This is a genomic window from Hyphomonadaceae bacterium ML37 (assembly GCA_027627685.1).
Taxonomy (GTDB): Bacteria; Pseudomonadota; Alphaproteobacteria; order Caulobacterales; family Maricaulaceae; genus Oceanicaulis.
In genome coordinates this window covers 796546-819767 of sequence record CP091241.1, presented here as the reverse complement: position 1 = coordinate 819767, position 23222 = coordinate 796546, and the positions used below count along the sequence as shown (strand labels likewise).

Genomic DNA, 23222 nt, shown 5'->3' with positions numbered 1-23222 from the left:
CCGGCGTGATCTGATTTAGCGCGGGCCGGCCCCGTCTGACGGCTCGTCGCCAGGGCGATCTGCGCCGTCAGTGTCCTCGGGCTCGTCATCGACAATCGGCTTGTCGTCATCGATCAGGATGCGCTGGGCGGCGCCCTGCATGTCGTCATACTGGCCTGTGCGCATCGACCAGAAAAAGGCCAGCAGCCCCAGCGCGCCGAGTATCAATGCCAGAGGAATGAGCCACAAAAGCGAGGTCATCGGCGCATCAGCCGCATGGCGTTGACCGTCACCACCACCGACGATGCCGACATCGCCACCGCCGCCACCAGCGGCGTGACGAAGCCCAGCACGGCGATGGGCACGGCAATGACGTTGTAGAGGATGGTCAGCGCGAAATTCTCGTCCACCCGGCGTCGCGCCGCGCACGCCACGTCCAGCGCCAGCGGGATGGAGACGAGGCGGTCGCGCTGGATCACCAGATCGGCGGCTGAACGCGAGATGTCCGCCGCCGAGCCCATCGAGATGGACGCATAGGCCCCCGCCAGCGCTGGCGCGTCATTGATCCCGTCGCCCACCATCAGCGTACGCTCGCCCGCCGCAGCCAGTTCCGACAGGCGGGTCGTCTTGTCGCCTGGGGTGAGTCCCGAGCGCCAGCGCGTGATGCCCAGCGCCTGCGCCACGGCGGCCACCGGCGCCTCGCGGTCACCGGACAGCAATTCCGGCTCCAGCCCGCGCGCGCGCAGAGCGTCGATCATCTCTCGCGCATCGGCGCGCAGCTGGTCAGCAAACGCAAAACGCACCGGCTGTTCGCCCTCAACCTGCAGCCAGGCTTCCAGCTCGAACGCGCCCTCGCCCTCGAGGCTCTCAGGCTGGACCGGCGCGCCGATCCAGCGGCCCGAACCAAACCGCACCCGTCGCCTGTCTATCTCGGCCTCGACGCCCCGGCCGGGCACTTCCACTGCGCCAGCAGCCGCTTCACCGGGGCCAGCCGCTTCGGCCAGCGCCTGCGACAGCGGGTGGCGCGAGGCGCGCGCGAGGCGCGCAGCCAGCGCCAGCATGCCGTCCGGCACGCTATCACCATTGATCAGGCGCGGCCGGCCTTCGGTGAGGGTGCCGGTCTTGTCCAGCACCACAACGCTCACCCGCTCCAGCCGCTCCAGCGCATCGCCGGACCGCACCAGCACGCCATCCTTGTAGAGCCGCCCGCAGGCGACCACCTGAACCGCCGGCACAGCCAGCGCCAGCGCGCAGGGGCAGGAAATGATCAGCACCGCAATGGCGTTGATGATCGCCGGACGCGGCTCCTGGGCAATGATGAACCAGCCCACCAGCGTGGAGAACGCCATGATATGGACCAGCGGGACGTAAATTTTCGCCGCCCGGTCGGCCAGGCGCACATAGGCCGAGCGTCCTTGTTCGCCGGCTTCCACCAGCCGGGTAATCTCCGCCAGCAGGGAATTGTCACGCGCCGCCGTCGCCCGCACGGTCAGCGCGGCGCCCAGATTGACCATGCCGGACCAGACCTGACTACCCGCCCGCAGCGCCACCGGCGCGGACTCGCCGGTCACCAGCGAGGCGTCGGCCTCCCCCTCGCCCTCGCTGACCACGCCGTCCACCGCAATGCGCTCCCCGGCGGAGATGAGCAGATGATCACCGGGGCGGATCTCGCTGGCGGGCACGGCACGCAAACTGCCGTCAGGCTCCACCCGGCGCGCGGCGCGCGCCTCCAGCGCGGCGAGGCGCCGGGCCGCTGCCCCGGCCCGCGCTCGCAGGCGCATGTCGAGATAGCGCCCGATCAGAAGGAAGAAGAGCAGCATGACCGCCGCGTCGAAATAGGCGTCGCCATGGCCGATCACTGTCTCATAGACCGACAGGGCGCACGCCAGCGAGACGCCCAGCGAGATCGGCACGTCCATGTTGACCCGACGCGCTTTCAGCGCCCGAAACGCGCTGCCAAAGAAGGGACGCGCGGCATAGGCGACCGCCGGCAGGGCGATGGCGCCCGACACCCAGTGCAGCAGGGTGCGTGTGGACTGGGTCATCTCGCCGGCGCCGGACCAGACCGCGATGGACAGGAGCATCACATTGGCGGTGGCAAAGCCCGCGACCGCCATGGCGCGCAGCAGGTTCTTTTCCTGCCCCGTGACCGCGTCCGCCGCCGTTTCAGGCAGATAGGGCCGCGCGCCATAGCCCAGCGCCTTGATGGCCTTAACGATCCGGTCCGCCAGCGCGTCAGGCCCGTTGAAGCTGATGGACAGCCGGCCGGAGGTCAGGTTCAGCCGCGCGCGCTGCACCCCCGGCAATTGCGATACGCCGCCTTCAATTTTAGCGATACACGCGCCGCACCAGGCGCCTTCCACGGCCAGGTCGAGCGCGCGCGCGTCGCCTTCACCACGGATGAAGGCCGCCGCTTCACCGTCGACCCAGGAGGAGTCTATCGCAGCCACACATCGCGCTCCAGCTCGAACGGGTCATCGCCCGCCGCGCGCACGCGCACCAGCCAGCGGCCGATCTCCAGATCCTCACCCGGCGCAGAATAGACGCCCGCCCGGACCTCGGAAAATGCCAGCGGGCGGTCCAGCGCCGGATCGCCCGGACGGCGCAACTCGCCGGAGAGGTCCAGTCCGCCCACAGGCGCATCGTCAGGATCGGTCACGCTGACCAGAATGCGCCCGTCAGCGACATTGACCGCGGCGCTCCAGCCCAGCTCGGCCTGAGCGCGGCGCGCGTCCAGCACCGCATTGTATTCCAGCCCACGCACATAGGCGCGAGTCGCCTCTTCGCCGGTGAAGGTATTCAGGGCTGTGGTGATAAAAAACCCGTTCACCGAGAACACCACGCCGAAAAAGACGAGCAGGATCGCCAGCACATGCCATCCTGTGAGACGAAATTCGCGGCGGCGCGTCGGTGTGTCTTCGCTTCGGGTCATGGTGCAGCTCCCGTCACCAAAAAGCTTTCCGCCGCGGCCGTTTCGCCCGTCGCCGGATCGGTGATGGTGAAGGTCACCGGTATGGAATGGCGCAGAGCCGCCCCGGGTGGCAAGGTCAGGAAGACCTGGAACAGGCGCGTCCGGTCCGGCCCGATCTCGAGCACGGGTTCGCCGCGTACGCCCAGCACCTGGACCTGCAGCGCCGGATCACCCGCCACGTCGAGGCGCAGCGCGCGGTCCGCATAGGCCTTGTTCTGGACATTGATGGTGTAGGTATTGCGCACTGATCCATCGGTGAGGACGACGAAATTCGGGTTGCGGTCCCGGTCGGCGTGCAGGCCCAGCTCGTCGCGCGTGTTCAGGCCGAGCAGCATCAGGGCGCTCACCCCAGCGATCAGCACCACATACAGCACGATGCGCGGGCGGATGAAGCTGAAGCGGGGTTTTTCGCCCTGGCTGCGCCGCGTGATGTTGTCGTCCGTGTCATAGGCGATCAGACCGCGCGGGCGGCTGATCTTATCCATGATGTCATCGCACGCATCGATGCACAGGGCGCAGCCGATACATTCAAGCTGCGCGCCGTCGCGGATATCGATCCCCATGGGGCAGGCGGCGACGCAGGCCTTGCAGTCGATGCAATCGCCCCGCCCATCCCAGCTCTCGCCCTTCTTGTGGCGCCCGCGCGGCTCGCCCCGGTCGGTGCGGTAGGTGACGTTGAGCGATTCCCGGTCGGTGAGCGCGGCCTGGATGCGCGGCCAGGGGCACATATAGGTGCACACCTGCTCGCGCATGAGCCCGGCCAGCGAATAGGTGGTGAAGGTCAGGACAGCGCAAAACACGTAGGCCGTCAGCGGCGCCTGGCCGGTGAAGAAGTCGCGCAGGAGGTCGAACGCATCGTGGAAATACAGGATCCAGGCCCCGCCCGTGGCTGCCGCGATCAGCACCCAGACCGTGTGCTTGCCGCCCTTGCGCCAGGCCTTGTTGAAACTCATCGGCGCGCGGTCGAGGAGGATACGCTTGTTGCGGTCGCCCTCGAACAATCGCTCCACGGCGATGAACAAATCGGTCCACACCGTCTGCGGGCAGGCATAGCCGCACCAGACCCGGCCAAACAACGCCGTCACCAGAAACAGAACCAGCGCCGCGAGGATCAAGAGGCCCGTGATGTAGTAGACTTCCTGGGGCCATATCTCGATGAAGAAAAAATAGAAGCGCGTGTTGGGAAAATCGATCAGCACCGCCTGGCTGGGGGCGTCCGGCCCCCGGTCCCAGCGCACGAAGGGCAATAGGTAGTACACGCCCAGCGCCAGCACCAGAAACACCCATTTGGCCAGGCGGAACTTGCCGTGGACCAGCTTGGGATAAATTTGCTGGCGCTTCTGGTACAGGTCGCGCTGGCTGGCCGAGTTGACGGCTTCAGCGTCCAGCCGGGCCACGCCTTCGGCGGCGTCGCCCCCGGCGTGCGGCCTGTTGTGGATGAGGTTCATGACCTGTCTCCGCGCGCCGGCGACCGGCGCGCCCTTCGTCCGCTAGCCGGGCTGACCGGCCTGTAGCCCGGTCCGGGGCGCCGCCAGCGACGCCTCCGTCTGCGCCAGCGTCTCGCCGCCGCCCAGAAGATACACATAGGCCGCCAGCGCCGTGATGACCGGCTCGGGCAGGCGGTTGTCCCAGGCCGGCATCGCGCCATAGGGCCCGCGATGAATGCTGGCCTGGATCTGCTCGCGCGATCCGCCATAGAGCCAGATATTGTTGGTCAGGTTCGGCGCACCCTGGGTGATGTCGCCCCGGCCGTCAGCGCCGTGGCAGGTGGCGCACTGGGCGTCGAAGATTTCGCGCCCCTGCGCCAGATCGGCGTCCGCCGACACCGTCAGCGAAGCCAATGTCATCACATAGTCGGTGACCGCGCTGATTTCCTCACGCGTCAGCAGGCCGTCGCGTCCGAACGCCGGCATCTGGGAGAAGCGGGTGTCGGGGTGCGCATCCCAGCGAATACCCCCCACGATGGTCTGGCGGATCGCGTCATAGGAGCCGCCCCAGATCCAGTCATCATCGCGCAGATTGGGATAGCCCAGCCCGCCGCCGCCGCCCACGCCGTGACAGGTGGCGCAATTGTCGCCAAAGGCCGAGCGGCCGGCCGCCAGGGTGAAGTTCAACAGATCGCCATCGTCCAGAATCGCGGTGACGCCGGCTTCGTCGACCACGCGCTGCAACTGCTCGAACATCGGTCCGCGGCGCGCCTCCAGCTCGCTCATGGCCACCGCTACATTGGCGCGCTCGGAGTGATCGCGCAGGCCGCGCGTGTGGCCGTCAAAGCCCGGGAGCGCAGGCCAGGCCGGCATGAAGATCATGTAGATGATGGACCAGACAATGCTGGCGTAGAAAATCCACAGCCACCAGCGCGGCAGCGGATTGTCCAGCTCGGTGATGCCGTCCCATTCATGACCGGTGGTCTCGACGCCTGTTATGTCATCAACAGGCATTTTCTCATGTTCAGCCATCCCGGCCATCCTTCGTGTCGGTCTGCTCGTCGGCCTCGGCAGGGCGAGGATTCTCGTCCAGCACCGATTTCGCGGCGGCGTTAAATTTGTCTTTGTTCTTCGGCCACACGGCGTAGGCGATCACCCCGATGAAAAAGATCATGAAGGCGACCAGGCCCCAGGTCTGCGCAAAACTGGCGAGCGCTTCATACATCGCCGGTCACCTCAGATTGACATCGGCGTCGGCTTCATAGGTGGAGAAGTCCACCATGGTCCCGAGCACCTGCAGGTAGGCGATCACGGCGTCGAGTTCGGTGATCACCTGCTCATTACCGTCGAAATTGCGCACCGGGGCGCCGGGATAGCGCGCCAGGAAGGCGTCATAGCCCGATGCAAACGGGTCGACCTGGGTGCGCACATCATCAATGGCGGCGTCGATCATCTCGTCGGTATAGGGGACGCCCAGGCGCTGCAGCGCGCGCATGCGCCCCGGGATCACGTCCAGTTCCAGAGGGGTGCGTTCCAGGAAGGCGTATGGCGGCATGATCGAGCCGGGCACCACCGAGCGCGGATCACGCATGTGGTCGCGGTGCCATTCATCGGAGTACTTGCCGCCGACCCGCGCCAGGTCGGGACCGGTGCGTTTGGACCCCCACTGGAACGGGCGGTCATACATGCTCTCGGCGGCCAGCGAATAGTGTCCGTAGCGCTCCACCTCGTCGCGCAGCGGCCGGATCATCTGGGAGTGGCAGGTATAGCAGCCTTCCCGGACATAGATATCGCGGCCCATCAGGGCGAGCGGCGCATAGGGGCGCACGCCCTCCACCTCTTCAATCGTCTCGTCGAGATAGAAGAGCGGGGTGATCTCCACCAGCCCGCCAATGGAGACGACGCCGATAATGCCGACGGTCAGCAGAAGCGAGTTCTGTTCCAGCACCTTCTTGTGCCAGCCCCAGATCGGATTGGGTTTTTTGGCCATGGTGGATTTCCCCTATTCCGCAGGCTTCAGAAGCGGTTGATGGGCGGTGATCTCTTCGGTGTCCGCCAGATCGCCCCGGATCGTCTTGTAGACATTCCAGGCCATCAACAATGCACCGACCAGATAGAGCAGGCCGCCCGCCGCGCGGATCATGTAATAGGGGTGCATCGCCTCGACCGTCTCGATGAAGGAGTATTCCAGGAAGCCCAGCTCGTTATAGGCGCGCCACATCAGGCCCTGCATGATGCCCGACACCCACATCGAGGTGATGTAGAGCAGGATGCCAAGGGTCGCGAGCCAGAAGTGCCACTCGATCAGAGCGCGCGAGAACATCGACTTGCGCTTCCACAGCCAGGGCACGAGGCAGTAAATCGCCCCGAACGAGATAAAACCCACCCAGCCCAGCGCGCCCGAGTGCACGTGGCCGATGGTCCAGTCAGTATAGTGCGAGAGCGAGTTGACCGCCCTGATGCTCATGACCGGACCTTCAAACGTCGACATGCCGTAGAAGGCGACCGACACAACCAGCATGCGGATCACCGGGTCGGTGCGCAGCTTGTCCCAGGCGCCCGACAGGGTCATCAGCCCATTGATCATCCCGCCCCAGCTGGGCATCAGCAGCATGATCGAGAAGGTCATGCCCAGCGTCTGCGTCCATTCGGGCAGCGCGGTGTAGTGAAGGTGGTGCGGGCCGGCCCAGATATAGATGAAGATCAGCGCCCAGAAGTGCACGATGGACAGGCGGTACGAGAACACCGGCCGCTCGGCGCGCTTGGGGATGAAATAGTACATGATCCCCAGAAAGCCCGCGGTGAGGAAGAAGCCCACGGCATTGTGGCCGTACCACCACTGGGTCATGGCGTCCTGGACTCCGGCGAACGCCGAATAGCTGCGCGAGCCGAGCCAATCGGCCGGCATGGACAGATTATTGATCACATGCAGCAGCGCGATGGTGACGATGAAGGCAAGGTAGAACCAGTTGGCCACATAGATGTGGGGCTCCTTGCGCCGCGCCAGCGTCACCAAGAACACCAGCAGATACGCGACCCACACAAGCGTCAGCCAGATATCGGCATACCATTCTGGCTCGGCGTATTCCTTCGACTGGGTGATGCCCAGCAAGTAGCCGGTGGCCGCCATGATGATGAAGAACTGATAGCCCCAAAACACAAACCAGGGCCAGACCCCGCCCGCCAGACGCACGCGCGAGGTGCGCTGGACGACATAGAAACTGGTGGCGATCAGCACATTGCCGCCGAACGCGAAGATCACGCCCGAAGTGTGCACCGGGCGCAGGCGCCCGAAATTGATCTGCGGGAAGGCGTCGAACTGAAAAATGGTCGGCCAGGCGAGCTGGGCGGCGATGATCACGCCCACCAGCATGCCGACAATGGCCCAGAACATGGACGCGATGACGCCATAGCGCACGATTGATTCGTTGTATTCGCGCTTGTCGACGTCCACGCCGCCGTTGGAATAGGCGCCGACGAGGATCAGTATCCCGGTCAGGAAACCGGCCAGGATCACCCAGGCATGGGTGCGCATGGCTGCATCCGCCCCGATCGCAGCGGCAAGCAGCGCCCACACCGCACCCGCGATGCATATGCCGAGCACCGCCACCCCATTGTAATCAAATCCGGTTTTCCTGCCTGCCGCTATCACGGTCATCCGCCCCTCCTGGCCGGGAACTAAAATTCACACCCCTTGTGCGGTTAAATATCCGCAATAGCAGTAGGGCATTATGTCTCATCTTGCCGACGCCCGCCGTCCGTTTAGGTTGGCACCGCGGAGCCAGAATGGCCTGCCCGTTTCGGCGTGCAACTCGGCCAAGGTAATATTCGTATGCCTGACGGCACTAACCTGTGACGCACTCCGGAATCAATATCAGTCCAGCGCTGGCCGGACGCTTGGAGCTCGACATGCTCGCGGGCCTCCTCGCAGGCCTGTCAGCGAGCGTCCACTGCTTGGCCATGTGCGGCGGAATCGCCGCGGCAATCGCCATTCAGGGCGCGGGCGACGCAGGCGCACGGCGGCGTCTTGTCGTGCTGACCCAGGCGCAGCTGGCGCGGGTCTGCGTCTATATCGCGCTGGGCGCAGCGGCGGGCGCCATTGGCTGGGGATTTCATGACAGCCAGCCGCCAGACCTGGCCCGCACCATCGCCCGCTGGCTCAGCGCAGCTGTGCTCATGGCCGCCGCCTTCTCGGTGCTGGACATTCCGGTGTTCGGCGGCGCTGGAGGACGCGTCGCCGGACGGCTCTTCTCGCCCATGACGCGCCGGCTCCATCATCTCCACCGATTGGGCCCGGCAGGCCTCGGCCTCGCCTGGGGACTGATCCCCTGCGCCATGGTGTATCTGGCGACTTTCTATGCCGGCCTCACCGGCAGTCCGGTGCAGGGCGCTTTGGTGATGGCGGGGTTCGGACTGGGGACGATCCCGGCCCTCACCGTGCTGGCGGGCGGCGCAGCATCGGTGGCGGCGCTTTTGCGCCGGCCGGCCTGGCGCTATCTGGCGGCGGCCCTGCTGGCTGGCCTCGCCTTGCTCACGGCGCTGGGAATATGGGGCGGTCACGCGCCGTAATGGGGAACGCAATCCGGAAGGCGGCGTTCGACGTATAGAGGACGTGTTTAGGAGTTCCCCGATGATTCACACGCTCCGCTGGATGCTGGTCCTCGTCATGGTCACCGCTGCTTCATCCCAAGCCCACGCCTCCGATGAACCGGCCTATGTGCTGGTGCGCGCGCAGGGCGATATCGAGATCCGCGACTATCCCGCGCTCATCCTGGCCGAGGTGGAAGCGAGCGGCGACATGACGCGCGCCGGAAATCAGGGCTTCCGCCCGCTGGCCGGATTCATCTTCGGCGACAACCAGCCGCCCCGCGGCGGGGGCGGCGAAAACATCGCCATGACCGCCCCGGTGATCCAGTCCCGGTCCGAACGCATCGCGATGACCACGCCCGTCACCCAGACCCGCACGCAAGCCGGCGGCGAGACGTGGCGCGTGGCCTTCATCATGCCCGAGACCTGGACCCTGGAGACGTTGCCGCGCCCCAATGATCCGGCAGTCACCGTGCGGGAGCAGCCGGCCCGGCGCCTCGCCGCAATCCGGTTTGCTGGCGGCCCCAATGAGTCGCGTTTCATGCGCAAGGCCGACGAGCTCGCCGCTTTCCTTACGGCCGAGGGCTATGAGATCATCGGCGAGCCGGTGTATGCCCGCTACAATCCGCCTTGGACCCCCACGCCGATGCGACGCAACGAAGTGCTGATCGAGATCGCGCGCTAGGTTCGCGTCACACGGCGCGGATCTGGTCGCCCGCCGCCCAAGCGGCGTGGAAACCGGCCGGGACGCGCTGGGGCAGCTTCACCCGCGCGAGCGGCGGCTGCGAGAAATCCTTGGCATTGAGAATCAGCGCCTCTGACGCGCCGCTTTGCGCATCGAACACGAAGCTGATGACATAGCCGTCATCCTCATCCTTCGCGCCGACCCTGGGCGCATAGGCCGGCTCGGAGCCGTAGCGTCCGGGGCCAAACGGATGCGCCTCGCCGTTGCCGGTGGAAAGGTCGTACTTCACCAGCCCGTCAAACAACTGGGTCTGCGTGTTGGGGATGGAGACATGGTAGGAATACCGGCTCTTGCGCCCCGTCTTGTCCAGATTGATCACCGGAAACTCGGTGACCCGGTCATCCACGGGCCGCTCGCTCACGGCGCCGGTCTTCAAATTGAAACGCCATTCATGCAGCACCGCCTGCAGCGCCAGCACGCCAACCATGGGCGCGTACGGCCCGTAGGCCGGGTCGGGGGTCAGGCCATTGGGGATCATCTTGCAGGCAAAGAAGACGATCTCGTCGCCCTCCTCCCACGCATTGACGCCATGATAAATGTAGCATGGGTCCGCCTCGAACCAGCGCACATCGCCGGTCCCGTCCTTGCGCAGCACGCCGAACCTAGTCGCTTGACCCTTGGGCTGTTTGATCTGCCACATGCCGTTGCGCAGGCCGGACTCGGTGAACACCACCGGCAAATCCATCAGGACCATGTAGTTCTCGGTGATCGCCATGTCGTGAGGCAGGCGGGGACCCGGCAGTTCAATCTCGCGAAACCAGCTGAGGTCATTGTCGCGTGAGATCACCCCCGCGCTCATCACCGGCTTGTAGAGATCATAATCGAAGAACACGAACTCGCCGGTTTCCGGATCGACCTTGGAATGGGCTGACACGTTTTTCGGCAGGCGGCCGGAGAAGGTCTCTGTGCGCACCGTCTCCAGCGTGCGCGCATCCACGCGCACCGGCTGGCCGGAGACATACCAGAGCGCCATCAGCGAGCCATTGTGGAAGACCACGTCGGTATTGGCGGTATCCTTGTAGGTCGTCGGCTGGCGGGTCTTGTTGGCGGGCATCATGATGCCACCGGCATCCAGCGAACCCGCGCGTTCGGCGTCATGATCAGCCGAGCGGATATAGCGGTTGCGGTATTCCGCCTTGCCGTTCTCAAAATAAATGCCGTGCAGCATGCCGTCGCCGTCAAACCAGTGATGCATGCCCTCCGGCGCGTTGAGCGGGTTGGGCCCATTGCGCACGTACAGACCATACAGATCGCGCGGAATCTCGCCCTCCACCGTCAGGTCCAGCGCTGTCACCTCCTCGCGCACCGGCGCGTAGACGCCCTTGAGATAGGGGTTGAGCTGGTTGAGCGGCGTGCTCAGCTCCTCGCGCTCGAACTCGGTCACGATCATGGTCATGGCGGCTCTCCTTCGGATCGCGCAGGCGCCAAGCCGGCGTGTCAGATGGTGCGAAGTGTGCGGCGTCACAGATCGCGAGGCAAGGCCGGGCAAGGCAAGACCATTCCGGTCAGCGCTTGTGTCCCCCCGCCGATTGCCCCTAGCCTCTTTTGTCAGACGGACAGCGGGAGGCGGCCATGGCGGGCGAGGTGTTCATTCTGGGCGGGGCGCAGACCGATTTCGCGCGCAACTGGACCCGCGAGGGTCATGATCTCAAGGCCCTGATGGGCGAGGCGATGCTGGAGGGGCTGGACAATGCGCGCCTGGAGCCCTCGCAGATCGAGACCATTCATATAGGCAATTTCGCCGGCGAGCTGTTCTGCGGCCAGGGCCTGCTGGGCGGGTTCATGGGCCATATCCACCCCGATCTGGAAGGCCTGCCCACCATGCGCCATGAGGCGGCCTGCGCGTCAGGCTCCATGGCGATCCTGGCGGCCATGGCCGACATCGAATCGGGCCGCTATGGGATCGCCGCCGTGCTGGGCGTGGAAATGATGCGCAACGTGCCCGGCCAGACCGCCGCCGAGCATCTGGGCGCCGCCGCCTGGGCGGGGCGCGAGGCGCAGGGCGCGACCTATCTGTGGCCTGCCATGTTCTCCGACATCGTTGAGGAATATGACGCGCGCTTTGGTCTGGAGCGCGCCCATCTGGCCGAGATAAGCCGGATCAATTTCGCCAACGCCCGGCGCAATCCCCACGCCCAGAGCCGCAGCTGGACCTTTACCGAAGCGAGCTTCTCGGAAGATGACGAGGCCAACCCGGTCATCGAAGGGCGCATGCGCAAATCCGATTGCGGTCAGGTCACTGACGGCGCCGCCATGATCGTGCTGGCCGGCGCAGACGCGGCGCGCGCCCACGCCGCAAGGACGGGGCAGCGGCTGGAGGACATCCCCCGGATCAAGGGCTGGGGCCACACCACCGCGCCGCTACTTCTGGAGACCAAGCTGGCGGCCTCGCGCGGGCGCAATGATGGCTGGATGTTCCCGTGGATGCGCAAGGCCATGACCGACGCCTACGGGCGCGCAGGCCTGTCCGGCGCCGATCAGATCGACGCGTTCGAGACCCATGACTGCTTCTCCATCACCGAACTGGCCGCGATCGAGCATTTCGGCATCACCGCGCCGGGCCGCGCGGGCGAGGCGGTGGAGGACGGCCGCATCGCGCTGGGCGGGCGCTGCCCGGTCAATCCGTCGGGCGGGCTGATCGGGCTTGGCCATCCGGTGGGCGCCACAGGCGTGCGCATGGCGCTCGACGCCGCGCGTCAGGTTCAGGGCAGCGCCGGAGACTGTCAGGTGGAAGGCGCGCGCAATGTCGCCACCTATAATGTCGGCGGGTCCGCCACCGCCAACGTGTCGCTGGTGATCGGCGCATGACACTCACCGACGCCTATATCTACGACGCCGTGCGCACGCCACGCGGCAAAGGGCGTGAGGACGGCGCGCTGGCCGGGCTCGGGCCCCATGAACTTGTGGCCCAGCTGGTCGCGGCGCTCAAAGACCGCGCAGGCGCAGGCGCCGTCGACAGCGCCAGCGCGCTGATCCTGGGCTGTGTCGGTCAGGTGGGCGCCCAGGGCGGCAATATCGCGCTGGTCAGCCGGCTGCACGCCGGCCTGCCCCATGACACGACCGCCTGGACGCTGAATAATTTCTGCGTGGCGGGCCTCACCGCTGCCGGACAGGCCGCCGCGCTGGCCAGCGCCGGCGAGAACCGCCTGATGCTGGCGGGCGGGGTGGAGATGATGAGCCATGCGCCCTTCATGGGCGACAAGGCGAGCTATTACACCGACCCGGATCTGGCGCGCGCCCTGCGCTATGCGCCGGTGGCGCTGTCCGCCGATCTGCTGGCCACCAAGGCCGGTCTGGACCGGGCGGCGCTGGACCATGAAGTCATCGCCTCCCACCAGCGCGCGGCGCGCGCCTGGGCGGAGGGGCGCCATGACGCGGCGGTCATCCCTGTGCGCGGGCCGGACGGAGACGCGCTGCTGGAGCGCGATGAATGCATCCGCTCCGGCATGGATCAGGCAGCGCTAGACGCCCTGCCCCCGGCTTTCGAAAAGCTGGGCGCGGCGGGCTACGACGCCATGATGCTGGCGGCCAATCCGGGGCTTGAGCAGATCACGCATCTCCATGCCATCGCCCACTGCCCGCCCATGGCCGACGGCGCGGCGCTGGTGCTGATCGGCTCGAAAGCCGCGGGCGAGGCGGCGGGGCTCAAACCCAAAGCGCGCATCCGGGCTCGCATAGACCGGGGCGGTGATCCGGTGGACCAGCTCACGGCGGGCTTCGCCGCCATGGACGCGCTGCTTGAAGAGACAGGGCTGAGCTTGCGCGATTTTGACCGGATCGAGTTCATGGAGGCGTTTGCCGCCGTGCCTGCCCTGTTCCGGCGCGACCGCGACGCCGACCCGGACCGGGTCAATCTCAATGGCGGCCACCTGGCCATGGGACATCCCATGGGCGCCACCGGCGCGATCCTGCTGACCACGCTGGTTCACGAGCTCATCCGCTGCGGCGGATCGCTGGGCCTGGCCGTCGCCCACGGGGGCTCGGGCACAGGCTCGGCGATGATTATCGAGCGCGTATAGCTCCCTTTCCACTTGTCGCATTTTCGAACCGCGAAACCGGTTCCCACTTTCGCTGAAAATGCTCCTACACCGTCATCGACGTCCCGCGATAGATGCGCGAGCGATAACGCGAATCCTGCGAATCGGGCAGCGGCGCGCCGACCAGCAGAATGGCCGTCGCGAAACGGCGCAGCTCCTCCTGGTGCTCCTCCTCATTGCGCGGCTCTTCCGAGCGCACGCGGCGGGTGAGGTTGATCTGGTTGGTCGGCACATTGTGCACCAGCCGCTCATTCTCCACGGCCAGCGTCGCGGTGAACGCGTGCAGCGTGGTCTTGATGAAGTTGGCGATGGCGTGGGCCGGCGCATTGGCGCCCACCGCCACGTCCGGCGACACCAGCACCAGCTGGCACCCGTCATAGAGCGAGGCCTTGCGCGACACCCGGAAATGCCGGGTCAGATTGTCCTCCACCACCTGGCTGAAGGCTTCAGGCGTAAGCGGCGCATCGTCCTCGAACAGCCGGTCGGGCAGGACGTCGCCGGGCAGCGACACCACAGTGGCCGGACGGCCCCATTTGGCCAGCGCCTTGTCCATGGCGTCCTCGATATCATCGCCCGACACGACCACATGGACTGACTTGGCCGCCTCGCCGTCGATCATGTCCGTGACCGCCTTGCCACCCGCCTTGGTGCGCGCCAGCACGACCACACCGGCCACGCCGCATTCGTCGATTAGGCGCTGGGAGGCCGCGGCGATATAGTCGGCCAGATGATCACCGGCGAACCAGACCGTCTTGCCGCGCAGCTTCTCCACGCGCTCCGGGCGCGGCCCGCCGAACATGTCGCGCTCCACCGTGGAGCGCTCCACATTCAGGCCGCCGGACGGCATGAAGGTCTCGCCGCTGACCGCGCGGTCAGCCAGATAGAACACCGTGGCCTGGGCCACATCGGCCTCGGTGGGCATCTTGCCCAGATGCAGCTGGGACAATACGCCCTCGCCGATCTGCTCGGCGTTCTTGTTGATCAGGCCCTGGGGCAGGAAGGGCGCATCGTCCGGCGGCGTGATGCGCAGCCAGCCGCCCTTGGCCTTGTCCCCGGGCAGGTCGCGCCACGCCGGCACGTCCAGCAAATAACCGCCCAGCCGCAGGCGCGACAGAAGCCGCTCGGCCAGCGCCGGGGTCAGAATGTACTGGTCCCAGGTGCACACGCCGTCACCCTCGCGCGCGATTTTCAGCGCCAGCTTGCGCAGACCCGACGGCGCCAGCATGTCGTGGGACAGGACCCCAGCCGTATTATGCGATAGCCGGTTGAGCACCGTGGCGACAGACGCGCCCTCGCGCACCGACTTGATCACTTCGGCATAGACCGAGTTGAGGCGCTTGTTTTCCAGGATCAGCCGCGCACGGCGCTGGAACAGGCCCGGCTTGCCGCCGACGCCCGACAGGCGGTCACCATCCACAGGACCCGGCGCAATGGCGTTGAGCTGGATGATCGGCCCGAGAAACTGCGAGAAGCTCTCCACCATGGCGCGCTGGCCAGCCTTGGAGACGGCGTAGTCGGCCCGGTTGGGATAGGCCACGGCGCGCAGCTTCTCGCCGCCAAAATAGGACGACACGTTCAGCACATACCCGCCGCCCTGCGCCTTCATCAGCGGCGCGGCGTGGTGTGTCAGGTAGTAGTTCGAGATCAGATTGGCGTCGAGGGTGAAGCGCCAGGCGTCGAGATCCATGTCCACGACCATGTCCTCGGCCCCGGCGACCCCGGCGTTGTTGATGAGATAATCCACCCGGCCCCATGCCGCGATGGTGGCGTCCAGCGCAGTCTTGAGCGAGGCGAAATCGCTGACATCCACATCGGCCATGATGCGCACGCGGCGCTCCACGCCGGAGAAGCCGATATCCTGAAGCTCGCCGATGATGCGGTCTCTCGCCGCTTCCAGCTCGCTGGCGCGCCGGGCGACCATCATCACCTTGGCCCCGGCCAGCGCCAGCAGGCGCGCGACCTGGCCGCCAATGCCCGCTGAACCGCCGGTGATCAGGGCGACCTTGCCCAGATGCAGGCCGGTAATGTTCTCGGCAAAGCCCACCATGGCGCTGGTGGCGCCGGTCTCCTCGCCGATCTTCTCGGGCACATGCAGATCGATATTGGCGATCCGCTGCTCCTTGAAGACGATGCGCGTCGCATGGCCGGCGGCGAAGCGGATGTTTTCCCGCTCGCGATTGGAAAAGCGGACAATCTGATTGCCCCACACAGCATGGGGGAAGCGGCCCGCCTCCACATCCACGCGCGCCTCGTCGCGCCAGATGCGGATCAGCTGGGTCATCGCAGCAGTGAGCACCTGGCTGTACACATCGCCCGCGCCGTCGCTGGCATTGGTCATGAAGACATAACGCGGCGGCTGTTCCAAATCGCTGCGGGTCTTCCAGTAGCGCGACAGGGTGCGGGCGATGGCGATGCCGCCCACCAGCTCCACGTCCATGAACTCGTCCACAGTGGCGTCGTCTGCGTCGAGCAGCGCCCCGGCGAAGTATTGCGCCGGCTTGAGCGGCAGCACGATGGCGCTGGTCACCGGACCGTGCTGCGCGCTGTAGGCGTTCAGCGTCTCGGCCATGGTTTCCGGCTCGGTGCGATTGAAGCGCACAATGGTCAGACCGTCGACCAGGCCCTGGGCCTGGGTGCGGGCCTTGGCCTGCGCCACGTCAGCCTCGCGCGCCATGCCCAGCAGCACGCGCGCGCCGCAGCCGACCTGAATGCGCGCCGTCTCCAGCGCATCATCCCAGCTCTCGCCCGCCACGATGAGGACCGTCAGGCCCGCGCCATCCAGCGCCCGCAGGGACGGACGGGTCTTGTAGGTGGAGCGCGATTCCTTGCGCACGCTCATCCCGTGGGCCACGTCGATCTCCGCGCCATTGAGCGCGGCGGATTCGTCGCTGGCGAGGAACAGGCAGGTCTGGGCGATATCGGCCGGGGTCGGCAAGGTGCGCTCGGGCGGCGCGCCGTCGACGCTGCGGCGCAGCGACATGCGGCCCATGAAGTATTCGGCCGTTTCGCCGTCCTTATTGCCCTGAACCTTGTCCATCGCCGCGAACACCGTGCGGATGCGTTCGCTCTCGATAGGGCCGGGAAACACATTATTGACCCGCACGCCGCGGGCCCCGAACTCGCCGGCCAGCTGGCGCGACAGCGCGTTCAGCGCCGCCTTGGGCACCACATAGGCGATGCGGCCATAGTAGCGCGTGTGGGAGAAGATCGTGGAGATATTGATGATCGCCGCGCCCGGCTGCATCAGGTCCGCCGCCGCCCGCGCCAGATTCCAGGTGACCGCCAAAATATTGCGCATGGCGTCGCCGACGGTCTCGGTATCGCCGTTGGCCTCCATCTCGGCTTTCGACAGCGGCACATTGTCCAGCGGCTGTTTGGGACCGGGCGATCCGGCATTGTTGACCAGCACGTCGATGCGGCCGAACTTCGCCCTCACCTCGTCCATGGCCGCGCGCACCGACCCCGGATCACCGCCGTCGAGCACCAGGGGCGCAACACGTTCCGCCGCCACGCCGGTCTGGGCGACCACTGCGGCGCACGCTGCCTCAATGCGATCGCGCGTACGCCCGGTCAGGATCAGCGTGGCGCCCTCATCGGCGAACCGGCGCGCCATCTCGCTGCCGAGATTGCCCGCAGCGCCCGTGATCAGGACGATTTTTCCATCCAATCGGCCCGCACCTGAGGTTCGCGATTGAGGCGCTGCGACGTCGCGGGTTTTGCCGGCCATGAAAGCTCTCCTGGTCACTCAAAAAAATCGGTGTGGCGGGCGGCCGTTAATCCTCGGCCGCCGCCCAATGCTCCAACAACTCGTCCCGGCTGCGCAAACCCGCCGCCGGCAAGGCGTGATTGACCACATAGGTCGCCCCCGAATGGGCGTTGTCCCACATCGCCTGGTGGGCCTTGGGCAGGTCTTCCCAAGGGGTCATGGTCGGTTCGGTCACATCCAGCAGGCCCGCCGCGATCATGGAATTCATGACCGTGACCTCGTGCGCGTTACACAAATGCGTGCCCAGGATCGAGGCGGTGGGCATCAATATGCGCCGCTGGCGCGTCCAGACCTGGGGCGCGTAGAAGGTATAGCGCCGGCCCGACATGTCCTCAGCATAGACCACGCGTCCGCCGAACGGGCGCACCAGCGAGGACGACACGCCCAGCGTATCCACCGCCGCGCGCTCGATCACCAGGTCGGGCGCCCCGCGCGGATTGCCAGGCGAGCGCAAGAGCTTGCCCACTGCCGACCCGAAGGGCTTGAGCGTGTTCTGCTGATAATCGCGCACGCCGCGTTTGAAGGCTTCGGTCTCGGTCTTGGCGTCGGGCAGGCGCGGCAGTGTGAGCGGCCAGTGGAAATCCGGGTCGCGGCGTTTGAGGCCCTCGATGGAGATCACGCCCTCCACCGCGTCTTCCAGACCCAACGATTGCAGGAATTCGCGTTGGGCGTCGGAATAGGCAACCACCGCGATGCGCGCCTTGAACAGGCGCGCCGCCTCGATCATCTCCAGCCCTTTGGGATCGGCGAGCTCGCCGGACCCCGCCCCGTAATAGAGCAGCACCGATTCCCCGCCGCGCAGGCCCGCGCGCGCCAGCATGTCGGCGGGCGAGGCCTCGCCCGGCTTGCCCATATAGCTGAAATGATAGCCTGAAGACGCGCCGTAGAAGGCGAGCGCCCCGCCCTCGGCCAGGAGCTGGAAGCTCCTGGGGAAGGCGCGCTCACCGGCGTGGCTCACCACATAATCGGCAAGCTTGCCGTCATTCATCGCCTTGTAGCGCTCCAGGATCGGCAGTCCCGCCGCCTCCCAGGCCCTGGCCGCGTCCGCGTCGTCGGGCACCGGCGTGAAGGCGCCGGCGATTTGCGGGTCCTTGCGATTGATCGCGCCGACCGCGCCTTGGGTCTTGATGAAGTCCGCGCGGTCATCGCTGGAGACCAGCCCCGTGGCTGCGAGCCCCGTGCGCACGCTGCTCTTGAGCGCGTCGAGCCCCGTGCCGGTGGCGGCGCCCTCGACGAAAATCGTCTTGCCCGGCGTAATCTGAAGTGTGGTGAACAGGCAGCGTGTGATCGTGCCAAGGTTCAGCGTGTAAGCGCCCGCCTGCTCCAGCGTCAGGTCGGCGGGCGGGACATGAAGCTGGGGCGCCTGGACGTTCAGGAACTGGGCGTGGCTGCCCGTCTTGGTCTCATAGCCCTGAATGGCGAAGCCGGCATACATCGGGTCCTCGCCCGCCGCCGGAGACAACAGCTCGCTGGTGCCTGAATAGACATTGACCAGATCGCCGACTTTCAGCCGGCCTTCGGCCTTGGCCTCGGCGCCCAGCGCCGCGATCAGGGCCAGACCGCCGGAGCCGGTGATCTGCACGTCCTCGTCATGGCCGTCAAACGGCGAGACCGGAATGCCGGTGAGCGCCCAGTTATCGTTGAAATTGACCTCCGAGGTCAGCATGTAGACCAGCGCCTCGTTGGGCTCGGGCAGGCGCACGGGAACGATCAGCTCCTTCTCGTGCGTGGCCGGCGGCCCAAAGCGCGGCGCGCCGGTATCGGGATCGCGCGCAATCCCGAAGGCGAGCTGATAGGGCGGGATCGGCGTGATCCCCGGATAGAAGGGCGCGCCCAGCGCCAGCATCTGACCGTCTTCGATCAGCGTGGCCTTGCGCGGTGCGTGCTCGTCGTCGATCCACACGCCATCGCGGCGCACGGGCAGTGACGGCGCCTGCTTGTCCATGAACAGGCGGATGCCGGTCTTGCCGCCCTCGGGGTCCATGATGGCTTCGGCGAAGGCTTCGGCTTCGCGCGCCAGCCCGTCCGCCATCCCGGAATTCCAGCCGGTTCTGATGGCGTCCAGTGCCCGCTCACCTGCCTTGCCGCGTCCGGCCCAGTCCAGCTGGCGCAGGATGCGTTGCACGAAATCATCGGCCAGCGCCGCGTCGAGATCGGCTTCTCCCGGCTGCTCCCAGCGCTGCGTCGCCGCGCGGCGCTCCTTGAAGGCCTGCCCCAGCGTGCTGCCATCGGGGTCACGCACGAAATCGCGCACAGCCGCGTGGGCCAGCGAGAGGACGTCGGTGGGGCCGTCAGCCACCACGTCAATCGCGCCCAGCGCCAGCGCCGCGTCCGCGTCAATCGCGCGTCCGCCCAGGATCAGGTCCAGCGCGTCGCGCAGGCCGGTCTCGGGATGGCGGTCCGCCAGCAGGCGCGGCAGGCGCTGCGTCCCGCCATAGCCGGGCAGCAGGCGCAGATTGATCTCCGGCTGGCCAAAGCGCGCCGTCGGTTCGGCGATGCGGTAATGGCAGGCCAGCGCAAACTCCATCCCCCCGCCCAGCGCGAGGCCCTGGATCGCCGCGATACAAGGTTTGTTCATCATCTCGATGCGCCGGAACGCCAGCTGGGCGTTGCTGGGCAGGGCCATCGCCTCGGACAGCGTGTTAACCTCTTCGAGCATCTGGCGAATGTCCGCGCCCGCCACGAAGGAGCTGGAGCCGGAGCCGGTGAACACCACGGCGGCCACGTCGTCCTTGCGCGACAAGTGCTCCACGATAGTGGCCAGCTCATCGATCGCGCGCTCGTTCAGCGCGTTCACCGGCGGGTTGTTGACCGTGACCGTGGCCACCCGCTTGCCCTTGGCGGCGGCGTTGTACTGGACCAGGAAATAGCGGTAGCGCTCAAACAGCGCCTGCTCTTCAGAGCGCTTCTGGCGGGCGTTCCAGTCAGCCACGACGCGCCGCAGGGCGTCCAGGCTGCCCGGATTGCGCAGGGTGGACGTGTCGCCCACCTCGCCGCCTTCCACGATGGCGCGCACCATGCGGCGCATGTATTTGCCGCTGCGGGTTTCGGGAAACTCCGGCACTTCAAGAAAATCAGACGGCACGGCGACCGCGCCCTTTTCGGTGCGCACCAGATCTGTGAGACGCCGCTTGTCGTCCAGGGTCAGTTTCGCGCCCGCCGCCGGGGTGATGAAAGCCACCGGGGTGACGCCCTTTTCGCGATGCGGCGCACCGATCACCAGCACATTGCCCACGGGCGAGTTGGGATCGAGCGCCTTGTCGCGCAGGATCGCGCCTTCGATCTCCTCGGTGCCGATGCGGTGGCCCGAGACGTTGATCACGTCATCCGAGCGGCCATGCAGCGAGAACGAGCCGTCCTCATGGGCGATGGCGAAATCGCCCTGTGTGTACGCCCATGCCCCGCGCCAGCGCCGCCAGTACGTGTCGCCATAGCGCTGGGCATCGCCCCTCCAGCCCGCTTGTATGCGGGCGCCGGGGCCGTCGGACTCAACTACGAAATTCTGCGTGTCGCCCCAGATCGTGCGCGCCAGATAGGGATAGGGCAGCGCGATGACGATCTCGCCCTTCTCGCCCTTGTCCGCCCGGCGCCACGGCGCGCCCTGATCTTCGCCGCGCTTGAGCACGTCCGCGCCCACGTCCGGCCTCGCGACGTCGGCGTCCTCCACCCACACATCGCCCACGATCCAGGGCAGCGGATAGGTGTGGGCATCGGGGCGCAGGGCGAAATCCTTCGCGCCATAGAAATGGGTCCAGACGATCCCGCCATGTTCGGTCGCCCAGTAGGAATTGATGTACCAGGGCGCCACATGCTCCATGGCGAAAGCCTGGACCGCAGGCGAGACCGGCTCGGCGCAGAAGGTCGCGACCTTCAGGCCGGACAGATCATAGGTCTTGATATCGTTGAGGTTTTCCGGGTCCTGCATGACCGATTTGAGGAACGTCACTCCGGCCTTGAAGATATTGACCTTTTGGCGCTCGATGATCGAGGCGAAGCGCCCCGCATGGGGGAAGACCGGCGAGCCCTCGGCGATGATCGAGGTAACCCGGGTCAACAGCGCCCCGGCGATCAGATAGGACTGGCCCGTGATCCAGCCCGGATCGGCCACCACGAACATGACATCGCCCGGCGCGGCATCGAACGCGACTTCCATGGTCGCCGCGATCCCGGCGCAATAGCCGCCATGGACATGCACCACGCCCTTGGGCTTACCCGTGGAGCCCGAGGTGTAGATGATGAAATTGGGGTATTCGGCGTCGACCGGCAGCGGCTTGGACGCGGCCCAGACTGCCTGCACAAACTCGCCGTCGGGCAGCGTCAGCAAGGCCGCTTCATCGGCCACATCAAACCCGGCATCGCGCGCGGCCTTGAGCAGGGTCTCGCTGGCGGCATCCGTCAGCTCATGGCTCCAGCGGTCGCGCGATGCGGTCCAGTTCAGCTCCGCCTGACCGGTATGGCGCACCACGATGACGGTGTCGGCGCGCGGCGGCGAATCCACCAGCGCGGCCGCCGCGGCGATGCGCAGATCAGCGGCCTGCCGGGCGCTGATCGACCCGGTCTGGCCCATCTCCGACAAAGCCCGCCCGACGCCGCGCATGACGTCCGAGCGCTCCACCGTCACCTCGCCCGCCAGCGTCTCGTCCACCGCGGTGGTGATGCGCGCGGCGTCGCTTTCGCTGATCTCCAACGCGGAGTTCTCAAGGGTTTCAGCCAGGATCGACTTGGCGACGTTGACCGCGATGAAATTGTCCAGCGCCGGGTCGGTATAGCTGGGCTTGAACGGCACCAGCTGGGCGTTGCGATAGGTGCCGTCCGCCGTGACGATCACCCGCGCGCCGGCGTCGGCGATGCGGTCTGACAATGTCTTGTCGCTGAAGCCGCCGAACACCGGCGTGTAGATCACGCCCAGGCGCTTGGCGCCCTCGGTCCAGAAAATCTGTTGGGGGATGTTGGGCATGTTCAGCGCGATACGGTCGCCGGCCTTCAGGCCCAGCGCCTTCAGCGCCAGCGCGCACTTGGCGCTCTCCAGCAACAGGACTTTGCGCGACACCGGATAGGTGTCCACCGGCCCGCCGCGCCCGCCTTCGCTCGACATGTTCCAGCGGTCACCTTCGAAGATCAGCGCGGCTTCATCGCCATGACCGGCCAGCACATGGCGGTCCACCTCGTTGAAGGCGGCGTTGGTCAGGCCGCCCTCGAACCAGCGCCAGTTGGGCGCGTTGGAGGCGTTGAACGCCGTGTCCCATGGCTCAAACGAGACAGGCAGGTCCAGCGTCACCGGCGCTGCCGTTTTCGCGTCCCAGCCGCGCCAAACGCCGCTGTCGCGATCAAACTGCGCCCACACGCCCTGTTCGCCTTGGTCAGGGATCAGCCAGGCCAGATGCCGCTTGGCCAGTGCGCCATGAAACGCGCCGGGGTCCGCCAGGCAGGCCTGGCGCATGGCGGTCCAGGCTTTCGCATCCAACACTTCATTGCGCGCCGCAACAGGAAGCCTGATCATCTGGTTCGTCAAAACTCGTCCCCCCGATCGCGTCTGCGCCTGACCAGCCTGGCCGGCAACGCGCTTCATTGCTTGCCGGATCCGGACTGTCCCGCCCCGGCAAGTCAGAATTTTCATGAACGCTAGCGCACGCCCGTCACTCCGTCCACATGTTGCTTTGCAACAAAATTGGGCCGGGTCCGGACTGGCTCACGTATGGCGGGCGCGCGT

15 protein-coding genes are annotated in these 23222 nt (G+C 66.5%); 4 read left to right on the top strand and 11 right to left on the bottom strand.

Annotated elements, in window-relative coordinates; genetic code table 11:
• Nucleotides 1-15: 15 nt before the first annotated feature.
• Genes ccoS through ccoN form a run of 8 tightly spaced genes read right to left on the bottom strand, consistent with a single transcriptional unit; the run spans nucleotide 16 to nucleotide 8035 of the window.
• Nucleotides 16-240: a cbb3-type cytochrome oxidase assembly protein CcoS gene (gene ccoS / locus L2D01_04070; GenBank protein WBQ10963.1), complete on the bottom strand. Its 225-nt coding sequence runs from the start codon at nucleotides 238-240 to the stop codon at nucleotides 16-18.
• On the bottom strand, nucleotides 237-2429 hold the full coding sequence (gene cadA, locus L2D01_04065; protein ID WBQ10962.1) for a cadmium-translocating P-type ATPase: 2193 nt from the start codon (nucleotides 2427-2429) through the stop codon (nucleotides 237-239). Before cadA ends, ccoS begins: the two co-directional genes overlap by 4 nt.
• Nucleotides 2417-2911, bottom strand: a complete 495-nt coding sequence (locus L2D01_04060; GenBank protein ID WBQ10961.1) for a FixH family protein — start codon at nucleotides 2909-2911, stop codon at nucleotides 2417-2419. The genes cadA and L2D01_04060 overlap by 13 nt, the downstream gene beginning before the upstream one ends.
• On the bottom strand, nucleotides 2908-4398 hold the full coding sequence (gene ccoG, locus L2D01_04055; GenBank protein WBQ10960.1) for a cytochrome c oxidase accessory protein CcoG: 1491 nt from the start codon (nucleotides 4396-4398) through the stop codon (nucleotides 2908-2910). The genes L2D01_04060 and ccoG overlap by 4 nt, the downstream gene beginning before the upstream one ends.
• Before the next feature lie 42 nt (nucleotides 4399-4440).
• Entirely contained in the window at nucleotides 4441-5409 is a 969-nt protein-coding gene (gene ccoP / locus L2D01_04050; protein WBQ10959.1) for a cytochrome-c oxidase, cbb3-type subunit III, read from the bottom strand.
• Nucleotides 5402-5602 (bottom strand): cbb3-type cytochrome c oxidase subunit 3, encoded by a 201-nt coding sequence (locus tag L2D01_04045; protein ID WBQ10958.1) that lies wholly within the window; start codon nucleotides 5600-5602, stop codon nucleotides 5402-5404. Before L2D01_04045 ends, ccoP begins: the two co-directional genes overlap by 8 nt.
• A 6-nt stretch (nucleotides 5603-5608) precedes the next feature.
• Nucleotides 5609-6367, bottom strand: a complete 759-nt coding sequence (gene ccoO, locus L2D01_04040) for a cytochrome-c oxidase, cbb3-type subunit II (protein ID WBQ10957.1) — start codon at nucleotides 6365-6367, stop codon at nucleotides 5609-5611.
• A 12-nt stretch (nucleotides 6368-6379) separates the two neighbouring features.
• Nucleotides 6380-8035, bottom strand: a complete 1656-nt coding sequence (gene ccoN / locus L2D01_04035; protein WBQ10956.1) for a cytochrome-c oxidase, cbb3-type subunit I — start codon at nucleotides 8033-8035, stop codon at nucleotides 6380-6382.
• A 251-nt stretch (nucleotides 8036-8286) separates the two neighbouring features.
• Here ccoN and L2D01_04030 point away from each other — a divergent pair, with 251 nt between their 5' ends.
• Both L2D01_04030 and L2D01_04025 read left to right on the top strand, forming a co-directional pair.
• Complete coding sequence (locus L2D01_04030) at nucleotides 8287-8946, top strand: sulfite exporter TauE/SafE family protein (GenBank protein ID WBQ10955.1); 660 nt, start codon at nucleotides 8287-8289, stop codon at nucleotides 8944-8946.
• A 61-nt stretch (nucleotides 8947-9007) separates the two neighbouring features.
• Nucleotides 9008-9649, top strand: coding sequence for a heme-binding protein (locus L2D01_04025; protein WBQ10954.1), 642 nt, complete (start codon nucleotides 9008-9010; stop codon nucleotides 9647-9649).
• A gap of 7 nt (nucleotides 9650-9656) precedes the next feature.
• Here L2D01_04025 and L2D01_04020 read toward each other — a convergent pair whose 3' ends face one another.
• Nucleotides 9657-11105: a carotenoid oxygenase family protein gene (locus L2D01_04020; protein WBQ10953.1), complete on the bottom strand. Its 1449-nt coding sequence runs from the start codon at nucleotides 11103-11105 to the stop codon at nucleotides 9657-9659.
• A 176-nt stretch (nucleotides 11106-11281) separates the two neighbouring features.
• Between L2D01_04020 and L2D01_04015 the strand changes: the two genes are divergently transcribed.
• Together L2D01_04015 and L2D01_04010 are read left to right on the top strand one after the other, a co-directional pair.
• Nucleotides 11282-12517, top strand: coding sequence for an acetyl-CoA acetyltransferase (locus L2D01_04015; protein ID WBQ10952.1), 1236 nt, complete (start codon nucleotides 11282-11284; stop codon nucleotides 12515-12517).
• Nucleotides 12514-13728 carry an acetyl-CoA C-acyltransferase gene (locus L2D01_04010; protein ID WBQ10951.1) on the top strand — a complete coding sequence of 405 codons (1215 nt, stop codon included), beginning with the start codon at nucleotides 12514-12516 and terminating at the stop codon, nucleotides 13726-13728. Before L2D01_04015 ends, L2D01_04010 begins: the two co-directional genes overlap by 4 nt.
• A 64-nt stretch (nucleotides 13729-13792) precedes the next feature.
• On the opposite strand, the gene L2D01_04005 is transcribed toward L2D01_04010, so the two are convergent.
• Both L2D01_04005 and L2D01_04000 read right to left on the bottom strand, forming a co-directional pair.
• Nucleotides 13793-17473, bottom strand: a complete 3681-nt coding sequence (locus L2D01_04005) for an SDR family NAD(P)-dependent oxidoreductase (GenBank protein WBQ10950.1) — start codon at nucleotides 17471-17473, stop codon at nucleotides 13793-13795.
• A gap of 46 nt (nucleotides 17474-17519) precedes the next feature.
• Nucleotides 17520-23012 (bottom strand): AMP-binding protein, encoded by a 5493-nt coding sequence (locus L2D01_04000; protein WBQ10949.1) that lies wholly within the window; start codon nucleotides 23010-23012, stop codon nucleotides 17520-17522.
• Nucleotides 23013-23222: the final 210 nt, after the last annotated feature.